We start from the raw sequence: 15197 nt of genomic DNA, 5'->3' as shown, positions 1-15197 counted from the left end.
TACTCCTATACACTCGCTGAGTAAGTGATTCACACAAAATATACGTCGCATCTTTTACTTGTTATGTTCTTTTATATGCCTAACTAAAAGAACAGTTTTGAAACTGTTCTTTTAGTTTAACACTCATCACAATCGCAATCACAATCACAATCACACTGACAATCGCAATCACAATTGTCACGCCTACGCCTACACCTATGCCTATGTCTATGCTTATGGCTATGCCCAGGATCAGCTGCTTCATTGGCACCCTTAGTACAGTACTTACAGTCCTTACAATTCTCTATAGCACTATCTACTAACTTATCAAGTAAGCAAGACATGGTACAAATTAGTTGATTATTTGTACTCATAAGATAATTATTTGTATATTGATTTGACCATGCATATAATATTATTAGCAGTATTATTAAGGATTGCTGTTGACTGCTTATACAATTTAGATTCTTCAATCCGTTCAATTGTCCGGCATCAAAAGCATTATCCAGAGTGTCATCCATATCAATAGTACCATTACAACTACTAAAATTTTCCATTATTACCTCAACTTGTGTTATTAATTATACAATTCATTGTATGACAAATATATTCATATGATTACAAAATAATAAAAAAAATTTAATATTTGTTATATTTATAGAAATATAGTCGATTTTATTGAATACACTTAATATATTTTTAAAAGACAATGGAAGTGAGTTTATTATACAAGTATCTAAATATAATTATAAAGTTAATATAAGATTTTTTGTAAATAGTTTGCAATATTTAAATACAGTTTGAATATTTTATAATATTGATAGGACAAAAAATTAAAAAGTGAAATTTATATAGCAATTTGTGGAGGCAATATACAGTGCAAAAGAGTAAAGTTTTAGATCTAACTAATATATATTCAAAGCATGAAAAGATTGCTAAAGAAGTAGCTAATAATGAGTATAAAATTTATACTCCATACATGGTTAAAAAGTATAAATCTACATTTAAAGTTTTAAATAAACTTACGAATAATAGAGATCACACTTTATATATAATGTACGGAAAAGTAAAAAAATGGTATGGAAGTGAAAAAAAATTAAATGTTAGTATGGAAAAAATTCATGTAAAAACTAAACTTGGATCATATTTAAGTGGTGGATGTGGAATAGGAGCATCACTTTTAACTAATTTAACAGCAAGCGGAATGTTTGCTTATTCTACACAATATATTAAAAATTTTGGACCACTATCATTAATTTGTTATGTGTTTGTAATTACATGTTTTGGTATAACAGTTTTATGCAGAGAAGATGATCAAGTAGAAATGTATAATATGTTTTTAGAAGTATTAAACGAATTAGATGGTAAAAGGCAAGAATAATTAAGGGTTCAGCAATCGGCGACAATAAAAACGTCAAAAATTATTTTTAAAAAATTTTACCAATTAAATCAGTTGCTCTCTGCATCATATCATCATTGACATGAGAATAAGTTTTCATTGTTTCTTTAACATAGTGACCTAATAATTTTGCAGCTGTTTTAAAATCTATACCAACAATTAGTTTTGTGGCAGAAGTATGTCTTAATTCATGTATGGTTATATTAAAACCTAATTTTTTAAACTTTCTATTTAAAAACGCATCAGTTTCAGATGTACTTCTATTTTTCATTATTCTTTTCATATAGTTTATAGGACAAGAATCTTTTAATATTTTTAAATAATCTAGAGTACTTTGGGGAATAGGAACAGTCCTATATGAGTTTTTACTTTTTAATTCTCCAAAGTCATATTTTTTAGATTCAGAGGATATAATTTTTCATTGTTTATTTACAACTAATGTTTTTTCTTTGAAATTTATATCATCCCAAGTCAACTCCATAATTTCTCCAATTCTCAACCCACAAGTACCAGCTATTAATATGATAGGAGTATACTCTTTAATTTATAATTTATTGTTCTAAATTTTTAATGTGAGGTGAATGATGGAAAATGAAGTATTTAAAACTATATTAAGCCAAGGGGCTTGAGCTGTACTTTTTGTGTGGCTCTTAATGGATACAAGGAACAATAGGAAAGAATCAAGAGGTTATTTTGGAATTAGCTGAGAAGTTTGATGTAGTTGAAAACATAGAATCAGATGTTAAAGAAATCAAAATAAAAAATAGTAAATTAAATGTAACTTTTACCATATATCAGGGAATTTATTTTATAATTTATCTAATAATATATAATTTCAAAAACAGTAAATATTTAAAATTTATTTTAATAGTATTTATAATATGTGTATCTAAATTACACAATTAGAAGACGAAGGGTAACAGATAGGAGAAATCTTATTTGTTACCCTTTATTTATATTAGAAATAATAGTTATGACTATAATATAAGCTTGAAACTAAATCCAGTGAACATGACAATGATAATGTTTACTGAAATCATATGATGTTCATTTTTTCTTAAGAATTTTAGTACTAAAATCACAAGAACTCAATTGTATTATTAAATACAAAGGGAGATGAGAAAAATGGGAAATATAATTAAAATTAATATGTACTTAGAAATGAAAAGAAAAACTAACAATGAATTCAAATTAGAAAGCGTAGAAGAAGTTATTTTAAAATACAATGATTGGATAAAAAGGACACATAGAGAGGACAAAATAGAAAACTATGAAAAATTTTTACAAGCTCAATAATTATTTTTAGAGGTAGGTTAGATTTTAATATTTAACTTATCTCTTTTTTTATTTTGTGGAAAACCTATCCATTTTGTAGAAATATTATACAATAAGAAAAAGAACTCATATATGAGAGCACGATCTCATGAGTTCAATTTGTAATAGAGCCTATTAATGAGATAGAGTATTATGATTTTGTAAAGTTTATTGTAGATATAGATAAAGCAATAGTATTTATGTTCTATAATGATGTTAGTTCAATTATAGGTTTTGATATTGGTAACAAAAAAGAAGTTACATGTAAAAAAGCAAGTTTTTATAATTTATTTGTAAAAGGAAATCAGTCATCTCTAAGTAAATACAGTATTGATGAAGAACTAAATGTTTATGTGGAAAATGCTTTAGATGATATTAAGGATGTGTGCAAAGAAATATTCCTACAGTATTCCTTATCAACAAAGTCAAGTGGAAGCATAGGAACAGATAATAAACGAATTGAAAAAGATTAAATTTTCTAGCTTCTTTATTTGAAATATTTTACAATATACTTAGGATGATGTTATGGCAGTAAAGAATAAATTAAAAGAAATCCGAATGAGAGAATATTTAATGAATCAATAGAGTTTGCCAAGTTACTGGATGCCCCAAGAAGTACGTATTTACAGTGGAAAAGTGGCATAAGTAATCCAACATTAGAGAAATCTTTTGAGATAGCTAAAAAATTAAATAAGAAAATAACTGAAATATGGCATTTTGAATAGTGCTTTATTTTTTATTTTATAAATTATTTGTTTATATTATTTGACAAAAGTACCAAATAGTCCAAAATATGAAGATTTAAATAACTATTACATAGCTTGTAAGTTAAAATATGGTAACAATTCATTTGTATTCATGGGTGATGCTGAAGTGTTATCAGAAGGTGAAATTTTAGATAAACAACTAGATATTCAAGAGGATGTTCTTAAATTAGGTCATCATGGAAGTCATTTATCAACAAGTCAAGATTCCCTAAATAAAGTTAATCCAAAGTATTCTGTAATAAGTGATGCTAAAGGAAATGATTATGGACATCCACATAAAGAAACACTAGACAAGCTTAAAGCTAATAATATTTTTAGAAGTATTAAACGAATTAGAGGGTAAAAGGCAAGAATAATCAAAGGTTCAGCAATCAGCGACAATAAAAACGTCAAAAATTTATAAACACTTAAGGATTACAAATAATTATTTATTAATTATTAACAAAAAATAATACCTACAAATAATATATTACTTGTAGGTATTAGGCATATGAAATAAAATAACAGACCAAAGATGCGTTGTATATTTTGAGCCAGACAAAGAAGTAAGCTTAGTTAATAGCGAGCTATTAGCTGAATTTACTGACACAATATGACGCAAAATAGACAAACATACTGGTCTGTTATTTTTTTAAATGTACCTTATATAGAAATTACATTGCTCTAGTTGGGAATACCGCATCTAAAATTCCAATAACTAAAGCGGATAATATTGCTCCCATTATAGATACTCTCATATTAGGAACTAAAAATTGTGCTAAATATAATATTATAGCAGAAATAAAAAATCCTTTTACCCCTTTTCCAAAAGGTGATGCATCAACGCCCATAAATGATTCTACTAAATAATCTAATACACTTATTACAACTGCAGCTAACAAAAATGACCATAACCCATTAATAGTAAAACCAGGTGTGAAAAATGAAGTTATTCCTAAAATGACTGCAACTAATAATAATCGTCCTAACCATTTAAAAACACTTCTATCATTTGAATGTTCTCTTGTTTCATATTGTTTATGTCCCATTAAAATTACCTCCTTTAAAAAATAAATTTTATATGAACATGATATATATTATGCTCATATTTTTAAAAAATATAATACATTATATATTTTGTATTATTAAAGTTATATTTGGAAATACAGTAACTTTAAATTATCATTATATTTAATGAACAGACTTTATTACAATATATATGTTAGATAAAAATATAATTTTAAAACTGTAAATAATATAAAATATGTCAAAATATATTATCAAATTTAATGCTATATGAGTATATACTTAACTTTAGAGGCAATTTACATTTATAATAATAACATGTATAAAAACTTGTTTTTTACGCAATATATTAGTGTAGAAAGGAAGTGTTTATTATGTATAATCCAAAAAGATGTTGTAGTGAAGAAGAAAAGAATATTAAACGTTATAGTGGAGATGGATATCATGAAGATGCATTTGCTTCAGAGCATTCAATGACCAATGTAGCTTCTAATCCAGTGACTGAACATTATCATGTTAAAGGCTTTAATGATGTAGCTGGAGAAAGCTCCACATATAGTTAGTAAAATTAAGTAGCATAATATTGTAAGATCATGTAAAAACATAACTAAAATGATATTTATAATTAGTGATACTTTTGTTGTAAATAATATTCAACAAATAATTTTTCTTAAATGAAATTTCTTCAAAGGCAGGTTTATACAATTTATTTGTTCAGAGAGGAAGTGTTTGTCATGAATAAGGAAAAACAATATTGTTGTAATGAAAATGAAAAAAATAGTAGTAGTAAATATATAAATAATGCTACTAACAATTATGCAGTTGCAAGTTCTGAAAAATCTGCAAAATGTAATAGTTGGACATCAGTATCACAAAATTATGATATTAAAGAATCTTGTGAAAAAAATGAAAAAAGTGCTACTGATAATCAATGGTGTTCTTGTTCTAAATAAAAAACAATAGAACATCTATATTAAGAATATAAGTTTTAAACTTATTCCTTTCGAAAAAATAATAAATCATACTCTTTATTGTATATTATATCAAATATAAATTATATTAATATTACTACTTTAGCCTAGTAGTATAGTTTGATGCTAAATACATAAAGTAGATTGATTATTTTGGAAATCTCTAGATGCAATTAAAAATTGCTTCTAGAGATTTTTTATTGCATTAAAACAAAGACAAAAATCAAAGCATATAAAAAAAGATAACAGTCTAAAAGAGACTATTATTTAACTAATTATTTTTTGAAGATATCTAATATTCTTTTACATATGAGAATTTATATTCTGGATTTATTGCTTTAATAAAGGAAGTGATTTTTTCTTTTGTTCCTAACTTAATTCTATAAGTTTCCTTTTTATAATTTAAGGGTTTAATAGTTAAAATAAATTTACCTTTTTCATATTCTAGAAATTCAAATGTTTCAATTTCATTATATGGAACAGATTTGACTAGTCTAAGTTTCCCAACAGGAAGAAAAATTCCTTGCTCATAAAGACATATACGGTTATTTAAATATTCAAAAGGCATAATAATAACAATAGTAATTAATAAGAGTATATATAATATTAAATCTTGTTTAGTGGAAGTATTTAAATTAAAAAAAACAAATATGAATAGTAATACTTGGTAAATAAAATGAAATACCCCTTTTTTATATTTTATAATTGATTTATTGCCTTTAGAATAAAAGTTCTTTCTAAAGTTTATAAGTTCAATAGAAACAATAAGTATACAACATGAAATACAAAATATAGGTGCTAAAAAATAAAGTTTCATGAACATCCCCCTCTCAGGATAAAATTTACCTAGTAAATTATACCATATGAATTAAAGCAAGTTAGAAAAAAGTGCTATTTATTTTTTCAAACTTTTAGTATGATATAATTTTAATATATTTAAAACTAAATCATATTAAAAACGTAGGTGAAGATATTGAATTTAGTAGAAAAAAAGAAATAACCAATAAATTAAAATCAAAGAATACAATTGATTTTATTAACAATTAAATATTCATAATAGGAGCAAAAAAATGATAGAGAATTTAAATAGCGTTTTGGATAATGTTATATATTTAGATATTGAAACAACAGGGCTTAATGAGGAAAGCTGTGAAATTATAGAAATAGGTGCAGTTAAGATTAAAGATTCTGTTATAACTACATATCAAACTTTGATAAAGCCAAATGGAGTAGTGCCTGTTAGTATTTACAAGCTTTGCGCTGGTCTAAATGAAGATGAGTTAATGAATGCAAGGGCTTTAGATGACATAAAAAATGAACTCGTAGACTTTTTAGAAAACTTACCTTTAATATGTCATAATGGAGGATTTGAAAACAAGTTTCTTTCTTATCATATTCCTGAAATTAAAAATAAGATAATTGATTCTATGGAGCTTGCATCTATTTTAGAGCCTTGGAGAAAGGAATATAATTTAGATTCTCTGCTTAGAGAAGTTACGAGTATTGATAAGAATGAATTACACAGAGGCCTTGAGGATTCTATAGATACTTTAAAGGTTGTAAATTCACTTCTTTGTAGAGAATGGACTAGAGAAGAGAGCAGAAAAGGGAAGAAGTCGTTATATTCTATAATCAATAAGAGTTATGAATTTTTAAAATCTTGGGATTGGAAAGAGTATTTATTAAAACCAATTTTATTTACTATAGAGGAATATCCATATGTAAGTTATGAAGAAAACAAAAAGGAAGAAATTAAATTCAAAAAAATACTTGTAGATTATGAAAAGTATGAAGAATTGTTATTGAACGAAGAGATTTGGAATAATGGGGGAGATTTTGGCTATCAGTATAGAGAAGATCAAAAGAATTTTTCTAAGAATATAAGAGAAAATATTGAAGAAAATACGAGGATGTTTATAGAAGCTCCAACAGGGAGTGGGAAAACATTTGCTTATTTACTTATAGCAGTAACAAAAGCTTATTTGAATCAAAAGAATAAAAAACAAGATGATGCGAGTTATTTTATATCTACAAATACTAAAGAGTTACAAAATCAACTTATTGATAAAGATATTCCAATGATACTTAAAAAATTAGGTTTAGAGGATAAATTAAATTATGGTGCTATGAAGGGCAAAAGAAATTATATTTGCATAGATAGATTAAATAAATGTGATGCACTAATTGAAAGTAAAGAGGGTAACTTATCTCAGCTTTTTCTAAGAAGATTATGTGAAGATGGCAAATATGGAGACATAGAAAATATAAGCTATTGGGCATATAATCACTTTGAAATTGATAAATATTTAAATGAAATAAATTGTGATAATGAGGCTTGCAATTTAGATAGATGTATAAAGCCTTGCTATTTAAGAAAAAGATATAATGAGCTTCCAAAGGAGAATATAACAGTAATTAATCATTCATTATTAGCATGCTATCCATACTGTGAAAAGAAAAAGATAAATCACTTGATAATTGATGAAGCACATAACCTTATGGAAAAGTGTTATGACTTTTTTTGTGAGGAGTTCTCTTCATATGAATTTATAGAATTATTAAATCAAATAGAAAAAGGACATCCAAGTATTTATTCTCAACTTAGAAGTTTAAATGCAGCGTTTGGTTATAGAGAAACTATTGAATTAGATAAACTAAAACATTTAGTGGAAGATATTAATACTAATATAGCTATACTTTTAAATGAATTTAGAAGGATGGGACTTATAGAAGGAACATATAATTTTACAACTGAGTTTTTCTTGCCAAAAGAGGAATTGCAAGAGTCAATGAAAGTATTATCTTCTCAAATATCAAATTTAAAAGAATGTATATATCCACTATACAAGATGATAAATGATTATGTTAAGAATATTACATTAGAGGATGAGATTACTGGAGATAGAGATTATAAAAATTTATCAGATTATATAAAAAAGGTAAAAGATGTTTTTGATATATTAGATAAATTTTTAGAAAAGAGTACATTTTATGCAAAGGTACTAGAAATAGATGTAGAATATAAAGGTTTTATGCTTAGAAATATTCCTTTAAATGTTGGAGAATTAGTTAATGAACATATGCTTAAGGAAGTTAAAAGTACTACATTTTTATCAGCAACATTAAGAATAGAAAACTCTTTTGATAAGATAAAAAAGCATTTAGCACAAGAAAATTCAAAGGAGTTTATAATTCCTCCAACTTTTAATCTTAAACAAAGAACTAAAATTTTTGGATTAAATGATATAGGAGCTTATGATAGTCCATATTATATAAAAAACATGGCAGATTTTATATTTAATACTGCTAAAAAATTAAATGGACACATACTTGTATTGTTTAATAATAATAAAAGAAAACAAGAAGTTTTTGAAGAATTAGATTTATTAACTAGAGGATCTAAGATAGAAGTTCATACTAATAGAAAAGCAATACCAATTTTAAATGATAAAAATAGAATAGTAATAATATTAGGAGGCAAGGGATTTTTTGAAGGAATAGACGTAGCAGGAGAAGGACTAACTTGTGTAATGCTTGATAAATTACCTAATCATAGCATAGAGTATCCTATTTTAAAAGCAGTTACTAATTACCAAAATAAGAGATACCAAGATGTAAATTATCCTCAGCTATGTATAAAGTTAAAACAGATATATGGAAGGCTTATTAGAAGTACATTAGATTATGGATATTTCATTATTTTAGATCCAGGTAAAAATTATAATACAATAAGGAACATTGAAAGGGATCTCGGAGGACCAGAAATTCAAATAACAGGATGTAATATGGTATTAGATGTAATGGATGATGATTATAACTTTTGGAAAAAATATAATCTTAATCTTATCATAAAAGATATAAAAAAAAATAAACAGGATATTAAAAATGATTTTAATAATGAAGCTAAAAAACATAAATTATTTTGGGAACTTTTAGGATGTAAAGACGGGCAATACTATTTTAGAAATATTAATTATGTTTTAAAAGCAAAGCAATAATATAGTTCATATGACTAATGTTATTTTTATATTGGGCTATGTTTTAAAATAATGTTGATATTTTAATATAAAGTGAATTCCACTGTCCATGAGCTTTATATTACAATATCAACATTCACTTAAAACATAGCTTTGTATTTATAATTTTCACACTATATAATCAATATTATATTAAATTGCTGACCAACCACCATCAACAAATAGTATTTGACCAGTAGTGTAGTTAGAAGCATCTGATGCAAAGTAAATTACAGCACCATTTAATTCGCCTTCTTTTCCAGGCCTATGAGAAGGACATACAGCATTGTACATTTTTAAGAAGGAATCTACAAATAATGTATGTTCAGTCATTTCTGATTTAAATAAGCTTGGTCCAATAGAATTTACTGTTATTCCATATTGAGCCCATGAAGCTGCCATTCCTTTTGTTAAATTTATTACAGCACCTTTTGAAGCTTCATAAACATGAAGATGAGCAGATGCAGAACCTACTATGCCAAATATAGAAGATGTATTTATAATTTTACCATATTTTTGATCTATCATATGCTTTGCAACATATTTCGAAACTAAATAAATACTTTTTACATTTGTATTCATTACTCTGTCCCATTCATTTTCTTCTAAATCAAGTACTCCAAATCTAGATGCTACTCCAGCATTATTTACTAAAATATCAATTTTCCCAAACTTCTCAAGTACTGTAGCTACAGCTGCTTTAACTTCATCCTCATGTGTAACATCACATTTTACAGGCAAAGCCTTTACGCCTATAACTTCAATTTCTTTAGCAACTTCTTTTAATTTTTCTTCTCTTCTTGCAAATATTGCAACATCTGCACCATGCTCTGCCAAACTTTTAGCCATTTGAACTCCAATACCACTAGAAGCGCCAGTTACAATTGCAACCCTGCCACTTAAATCAAATAAATTACTCATATAAAACATCTCCTCATAAATTTATTTATTTTTATAAAAAATTTAAATATCAATACGGTTTTAAAATAGAGTCAAATATTAAATAAATACAAATATGTTTAATATTTAGATAGCTTAGTTGTTAATTATAAAAAACTATCTAAGGCACAATATATATTAAGAAAAATTATCTAAGTTTAAATCAATATAGATTGATCTAGCTAAAAATCCCATTTGATTTGAGCGTAAGGTAAGTATGTCATAGGGGGTATTTGCTCTAAAACAGTACCCTTTAAAAGTACATTGGTACTTACTGTATATACTCCACCTAAAACTCTAACAACTTCTAATTCAGTCCACGGGTCAGTAGGAGAATCAATCATATTAATCCTTACTTCAGCGTCTTTAGTTACTTTATAATCTTTAGTTATACTTTGTTTTACTAGGGTAGGAGGCAAATCAAAACCACTACCATCTATTGCTTTTGAATATTTTACGTTGAAATAAGGAAGATCATCAGGAGAGTATTCATCAATTATTGATTTTGCATCAGATTCATTAAATTTGTCATTTAAACTTGCAGTTATATTAAAGAATTCTATACCATGACGACTAACAGAAGCTTTCAAAACATTATCATTTTTTTCAAAAGAAATATCAGACATCTTTTTTGGTAATCCACAAATTTCTCTACCCATTGCCATACCCATACCATCAGTTATAGGCATTGATAAACAATACATTCCAAGCTCACCATTATAATCTGCAAGTATAAATAATCCTGCTTCTTTGTAAGGTGGCGCAAAGCTAGTCTTAGGATAATTAGCTACAAAAGCATGTACTAATGGTCTCTTAGCTGGTTTTAAAGGTGGTGGTAATAACTTTGCTATAATTTCTGGTTTAGTTTCCCAATAAAGTGTTAACATTTCAGCATCATAAAATGTAGTAGCATGTCCACTAAGTGCTTTAAGATATTCAATACTTTTAACAAAACTTCCCATGAATATTCCCCCTCATTATTTAAGTGATTATATAGTATATTGTTTTATTCAAGAACATATGATTTTTCAAATGCTGTTTGTATAGCATCAGCTATTCTTCCAGGAATCAAGGAATCGCCAAGAACTTTTACTATAGAAAAATTATTTTCTAATTCTGTTACCATAGAATTATTTGGTTTAACTCCAAGTGATAAAACTATAGCATCAGCTACCTTATTAACAACTGTTTTATCAGCTGTATTTTCAATAGTGATTGAACCTTTATCAATACTTACAAGTTTCATTGAAGGAATCATTCCAACATTATATTTTTTTAGCCTTGTTGTTATATCAATCAGGTTAGGAAGATACATTCCAGGTCCTATCTTATCTTGCATTTCAATTATTGTAACTTTTTTACCTTGTGATACCAATAATTCAGCTGTTTCAAGTCCCGTCATACCAGAACCTACAACTACAATGTTTTCTCCTTTAATAGAAGTACTTCTATTAAGCACATCAACTATTGTGTACACATCATTTTTCTCTATTCCAGGTATCTTAGGAACTATAGGAGAAGAACCTGTAGCTAAGAAGACTGCATATGGATTTAATAATTTCAAATCATCAATACTTGGGGCAGTGTTAAGTCTTATATCAATATTAAGTTGTTTAATTTGATATATGAGGTTATCTATAAACCAGGTAAGTTTATCTTTTAACGGTGGTTTACTTGCAAGATTTACACTTCCACCAAGAGTGTTTCCTTTTTCAAATAAAATAGGTTTAAAGCCTTTAATTGCAAGTATCCTTGCAGCTTCCATACCAGAAGGACCACCACCTATAATTGCAACAACACGATTTTGTCCATTTTTTTCAAAAGCAGGATATTCAAGTTCTCTACCAGTTCTAGCATTAACAGCACATTTTGTTGTTTTGCAACCCATAACATTTTCAATGCAATGAAGGCAAGAAATGCATGGACGAATTTCTTTTTCTCTTCCTTCAACTGCTTTTTTGCCCCATTCAGGATCAGCAAGAAGTTGTCGTCCTAGTGCAACAAAGTCTAGATTTCCTTCTTCTAAAAGGCTTTCTGCAAAATCAGGCTTTCTTATAACATCACAAGCAATTACAGGAATTTTAATCTTATCTTTTATTGCTTGTGAGAGATGTCTTTTCCATCCTTGAGGATATGAGATAGGTTCTATTATTGCATTTACAGATTCATATGTTCCAGCGCTTACATTAATAGCATCTACACCTAAATTTTCAAGATGAACTGAGGCTTTAACAGCTTCATCAAGAGTAAATCCACCAGGAACAAATTCATCACCATCAATTCTTACGCATATTGGAAATTTAGCTCCACATGTATTTTTAATTCCAACAACTATTTCAGTTAAAAATCTCATCCTTTTCTCAAAACTACCACCATATTTATCTTCTCTAAGATTAGTAAGAGGACTTAAAAATTCTCCAATAAGATATCCATGTGCAGCATGAATTTCAACCCCATCTATATCGCTTGTTTTAGCTATATTAGCACTAATGACAAATTTTTTAACTAATCCTTCGACTTCTTCAGTTGAAAGTTCTCTTGGCATTTCAAGTACAGCTGAAGACATGATAGCACTTGGTGCAACTAATTTCTTTCCATTAAGCATTTTTTCATGAGTTTGTCTACCAGGATGATGTAGTTGAAGAAATATTTTTGAATCATATCTATGAATTGTTCTTGCTAACTTTTCAAGTCTTGGAATATGTTTTAAGTCAGTTGCACAAAGTTGATTAGGAGTACCAATGCCTGTCTCATTATCAACTCTTGTTATTTCTGTAATTATAAGTCCACATCCGCCTTTGGCTCTTTCTTCATAATATTTAATAATCTCATCAGATGCTTCACCAGTTGAAGTAGCTAGAGAAGTTCCCATTGCAGGCATAACAATTCTGTTTTTAAGTTCAAGATTACCAATTTTACCTTTTGAGAATAATTTTGAATATTTCATTTAAGCAATACCCCCATATATTATTATTTTCTTTTATGTGCCTAATATTAATTTAACAAATGAAAAGAATAATTAACATATTCAATATGTAAAAATTAGGTATTATTATTGTGCATGATGCACTATAATAATTATAAGGAGGAATGGTATGAGTATTACATTCAAAAGGTTTATTGAACACTTTAAGGGAAAAACTGAAAATGTTTACTTGGATAGAAATAATGAAGATATAAAGTTTGATGATGCTAAATTAATAACACAAAATCAAATAGATTATTGTGAAAATTTTATTTATATATGCAAAACTTCAATGTTACAAGAGAAAATAAGAAATAAAGAAAATATAAGTCTAATCCTTATAAATGATAATAAAACATGTATTGAAAATTTCTTTAGGAAAAGTGCAAATATTATTGAAATAAAAGAGAATGAAGATATATTTCAAATATATAATGAAATAAGAGAAATTTTTTATGAGGATATTCAAATTGCAAATGATAGTGCAATATTATTAAAAGCATCTATATTAGAAAATGGAATTGATAATATTGTAACGTTAGCTTCAAATATACTTAAAAATCCGATAATTGTAATAGATTCATCTTTTAAAATATTAACTTATTCAAATAAAGAAGATATTTTAGATCCATATTGGAGAAAAAATATAACAAAACGTTATTGCTCATATGAATTTATAGTTGGATTTAAGAACATGAAAAGAAAAAATAAAAATATAAAAGATGATGAACCTTATGAATTTACATGTACAGAAAGTTCAATATTAAAATTAATTTCTGGAGTAAAGGTAAATAACAAACATATAGCAAGTGTAATAGTCTTAGAATGCAAAAAGAAATTTTCACCTAGAGATAAGGAGATTTTAGCTCTTACAAGTAGAATTATTGCACAAGAAATGAAAAAGAATAGTTTTTATAGAAATGCTAATGATGTTGGATATGAAGGATTAATTTGTGATATTCTTGATGGAATTTTAGTTAATAAAGAAGATATTAAGGAAAGAATTAAGAGTGCAAATATAAAATTCTCAAAGAATTTATCAGTATTTGCATTTAATATATCAAATTATAATTATAAAAATAAGTATTTAGGTTATCTAACAGATAACTTTAATTATACGTTTCCTATAAAAGACCCAATTTATTATAATGATAAAGTTATTATAATTGAAGAGACAGGAGCCTTTACAAATAGTACTAAAGTGGATAAAAAGATTAAAGATTTTTTAATATCAAATAATATTTATGTTGGAATAAGTAAGGAATTTTCAGACATAAGTGAGGCAAAAAAGTATTATATTCAAGCAGTAAAGGCATTAGATATAGGAAAAATATTAAATTCTAAAAATAATAGTACATTTTACTCACTAATTCAGCTTTATGATTTGCTTGGCTCATATAATACACTTGATTATAAAGATTTTTACAGCCCACATCTTATTAAATTAAAACAATATGATAATAAGAAGCATACTGACTTATATAAAACATTATTTATATATTTAAAAAATAATCAAAGCATGGAAAAGACTTCAGAAGAACTTTTTATACATAGAAATACTACAAGGTATAGGATAAAAAGGATAGTAGAACTGGTTAATATAGATTTTTCTAATATTGAAGAAGTTTTAAATATATATATGTCCTATAAAATAACCGATTATCTTAAAAAGACATCTTCTATGTTTTAATGAATAGGTAAAGACAGAATTAAAGATAACAATTAATAGATGCTTATCTTTAATTCATCTAGTTACCATGGCAACTGAACAAAAATGTAACAATATCAACACTATATTAAAACAGAGCCAAAAAATAAAAAATCAGTATGCTAGTTCATTTT

General features: G+C 26.5%; 15 protein-coding genes and 2 pseudogenes. 10 read left to right on the top strand and 7 right to left on the bottom strand.

Going from position 1 to position 15197, the window contains the following annotated elements:
* Positions 1-116: 116 nt before the first annotated feature.
* Positions 117-536, bottom strand: a complete 420-nt coding sequence (locus tag BM027_RS01240) for a hypothetical protein (RefSeq protein ID WP_090088012.1) — start codon at positions 534-536, stop codon at positions 117-119.
* 320 nt (positions 537-856) lie between these two features.
* Here BM027_RS01240 and BM027_RS01235 point away from each other — a divergent pair, with 320 nt between their 5' ends.
* On the top strand, positions 857-1360 hold the full coding sequence (locus BM027_RS01235; protein ID WP_090088010.1) for a hypothetical protein: 504 nt from the start codon (positions 857-859) through the stop codon (positions 1358-1360).
* Between the two features lie 46 nt (positions 1361-1406).
* Here BM027_RS01235 and BM027_RS01230 read toward each other — a convergent pair.
* Positions 1407-1895, bottom strand: a pseudogene (locus BM027_RS01230) (site-specific integrase).
* Between the two features lie 176 nt (positions 1896-2071).
* Between BM027_RS01230 and BM027_RS01220 the strand changes: the two are divergent.
* The 5 genes and pseudogenes from BM027_RS01220 to BM027_RS01205 form a co-directional block, all read left to right on the top strand.
* Positions 2072-2284 (top strand): hypothetical protein, encoded by a 213-nt coding sequence (locus tag BM027_RS01220; protein WP_242943261.1) that lies wholly within the window; start codon positions 2072-2074, stop codon positions 2282-2284.
* A 219-nt stretch (positions 2285-2503) separates the two neighbouring features.
* On the top strand, positions 2504-2674 hold the full coding sequence (locus BM027_RS18130; protein WP_175559916.1) for a hypothetical protein: 171 nt from the start codon (positions 2504-2506) through the stop codon (positions 2672-2674).
* Positions 2675-2892: 218 nt separating this feature from the next.
* Entirely contained in the window at positions 2893-3165 is a 273-nt protein-coding gene (locus BM027_RS01215) for a hypothetical protein (RefSeq protein WP_090088005.1), read from the top strand.
* A 69-nt stretch (positions 3166-3234) separates the two neighbouring features.
* A complete protein-coding gene (locus BM027_RS01210) occupies positions 3235-3417 on the top strand; it encodes a helix-turn-helix transcriptional regulator (RefSeq protein ID WP_341465512.1) in 183 nt (60 codons plus the stop codon).
* Between the two features lie 52 nt (positions 3418-3469).
* Positions 3470-3772, top strand: a pseudogene (locus tag BM027_RS01205) (ComEC/Rec2 family competence protein); the annotation flags it as partial.
* A 340-nt stretch (positions 3773-4112) separates the two neighbouring features.
* Here the strand turns inward: BM027_RS01205 and BM027_RS01200 are convergent.
* Positions 4113-4487 (bottom strand): phage holin family protein, encoded by a 375-nt coding sequence (locus BM027_RS01200; protein WP_090088002.1) that lies wholly within the window; start codon positions 4485-4487, stop codon positions 4113-4115.
* Positions 4488-4838: 351 nt separating this feature from the next.
* Here BM027_RS01200 and BM027_RS01195 point away from each other — a divergent pair, with 351 nt between their 5' ends.
* Entirely contained in the window at positions 4839-5027 is a 189-nt protein-coding gene (locus BM027_RS01195) for a hypothetical protein (protein ID WP_090087999.1), read from the top strand.
* 171 nt (positions 5028-5198) lie between these two features.
* Positions 5199-5417: a hypothetical protein gene (locus BM027_RS01190; protein WP_090087997.1), complete on the top strand. Its 219-nt coding sequence runs from the start codon at positions 5199-5201 to the stop codon at positions 5415-5417.
* A gap of 310 nt (positions 5418-5727) precedes the next feature.
* On the opposite strand, the gene BM027_RS01185 is transcribed toward BM027_RS01190, so the two are convergent.
* Positions 5728-6252: a hypothetical protein gene (locus BM027_RS01185; RefSeq protein WP_090087995.1), complete on the bottom strand. Its 525-nt coding sequence runs from the start codon at positions 6250-6252 to the stop codon at positions 5728-5730.
* 253 nt (positions 6253-6505) lie between these two features.
* Between BM027_RS01185 and BM027_RS01180 the strand changes: the two genes are divergently transcribed.
* On the top strand, positions 6506-9433 hold the full coding sequence (locus BM027_RS01180) for a helicase C-terminal domain-containing protein (protein WP_090087992.1): 2928 nt from the start codon (positions 6506-6508) through the stop codon (positions 9431-9433).
* 171 nt (positions 9434-9604) lie between these two features.
* On the opposite strand, the gene BM027_RS01175 is transcribed toward BM027_RS01180, so the two are convergent.
* From BM027_RS01175 to BM027_RS01165, 3 genes are all read right to left on the bottom strand, one after another.
* A complete protein-coding gene (locus BM027_RS01175; protein ID WP_090087990.1) occupies positions 9605-10372 on the bottom strand; it encodes an SDR family NAD(P)-dependent oxidoreductase in 768 nt (255 codons plus the stop codon).
* A gap of 200 nt (positions 10373-10572) precedes the next feature.
* Positions 10573-11352: an acetoacetate decarboxylase family protein gene (locus BM027_RS01170; protein ID WP_090087987.1), complete on the bottom strand. Its 780-nt coding sequence runs from the start codon at positions 11350-11352 to the stop codon at positions 10573-10575.
* A 44-nt stretch (positions 11353-11396) separates the two neighbouring features.
* Positions 11397-13337: an NAD(P)/FAD-dependent oxidoreductase gene (locus BM027_RS01165; protein WP_090087984.1), complete on the bottom strand. Its 1941-nt coding sequence runs from the start codon at positions 13335-13337 to the stop codon at positions 11397-11399.
* Between the two features lie 148 nt (positions 13338-13485).
* Here BM027_RS01165 and BM027_RS01160 point away from each other — a divergent pair, with 148 nt between their 5' ends.
* A complete protein-coding gene (locus BM027_RS01160) occupies positions 13486-15045 on the top strand; it encodes a PucR family transcriptional regulator (RefSeq protein ID WP_090087982.1) in 1560 nt (519 codons plus the stop codon).
* Positions 15046-15197: the final 152 nt, after the last annotated feature.

Origin of the sequence: Clostridium uliginosum (assembly GCF_900112485.1) — a bacterium.
Taxonomy (GTDB): Bacteria; Bacillota; Clostridia; order Clostridiales; family Clostridiaceae; genus Clostridium; species Clostridium uliginosum.
The sequence above is the reverse complement of the archived record's forward strand: the minus strand, read 5'-3'. Positions and strand labels throughout refer to the sequence as shown.

Bases quoted from the DNA above. Each gene is read 5' to 3' on its own strand.
- BM027_RS01240 (WP_090088012.1), bottom strand. From the start codon at position 536: ATGGAAAATTTTAGTAGTTGTAATGGTACTATTGATATGGATGACACT.
- BM027_RS18130 (WP_175559916.1), top strand. From the start codon at position 2,504: ATGGGAAATATAATTAAAATTAATATGTACTTAGAAATGAAAAGAAAA.
- BM027_RS01215 (WP_090088005.1), top strand. From the start codon at position 2,893: ATGTTCTATAATGATGTTAGTTCAATTATAGGTTTTGATATTGGTAAC.
- BM027_RS01200 (WP_090088002.1), bottom strand. From the start codon at position 4,487: ATGGGACATAAACAATATGAAACAAGAGAACATTCAAATGATAGAAGT.
- BM027_RS01195 (WP_090087999.1), top strand. From the start codon at position 4,839: ATGTATAATCCAAAAAGATGTTGTAGTGAAGAAGAAAAGAATATTAAA.
- BM027_RS01190 (WP_090087997.1), top strand. From the start codon at position 5,199: ATGAATAAGGAAAAACAATATTGTTGTAATGAAAATGAAAAAAATAGT.
- BM027_RS01185 (WP_090087995.1), bottom strand. From the start codon at position 6,252: ATGAAACTTTATTTTTTAGCACCTATATTTTGTATTTCATGTTGTATA.
- BM027_RS01180 (WP_090087992.1), top strand. From the start codon at position 6,506: ATGATAGAGAATTTAAATAGCGTTTTGGATAATGTTATATATTTAGAT.
- BM027_RS01175 (WP_090087990.1), bottom strand. From the start codon at position 10,372: ATGAGTAATTTATTTGATTTAAGTGGCAGGGTTGCAATTGTAACTGGC.
- BM027_RS01170 (WP_090087987.1), bottom strand. From the start codon at position 11,352: ATGGGAAGTTTTGTTAAAAGTATTGAATATCTTAAAGCACTTAGTGGA.
- BM027_RS01165 (WP_090087984.1), bottom strand. From the start codon at position 13,337: ATGAAATATTCAAAATTATTCTCAAAAGGTAAAATTGGTAATCTTGAA.
- BM027_RS01160 (WP_090087982.1), top strand. From the start codon at position 13,486: ATGAGTATTACATTCAAAAGGTTTATTGAACACTTTAAGGGAAAAACT.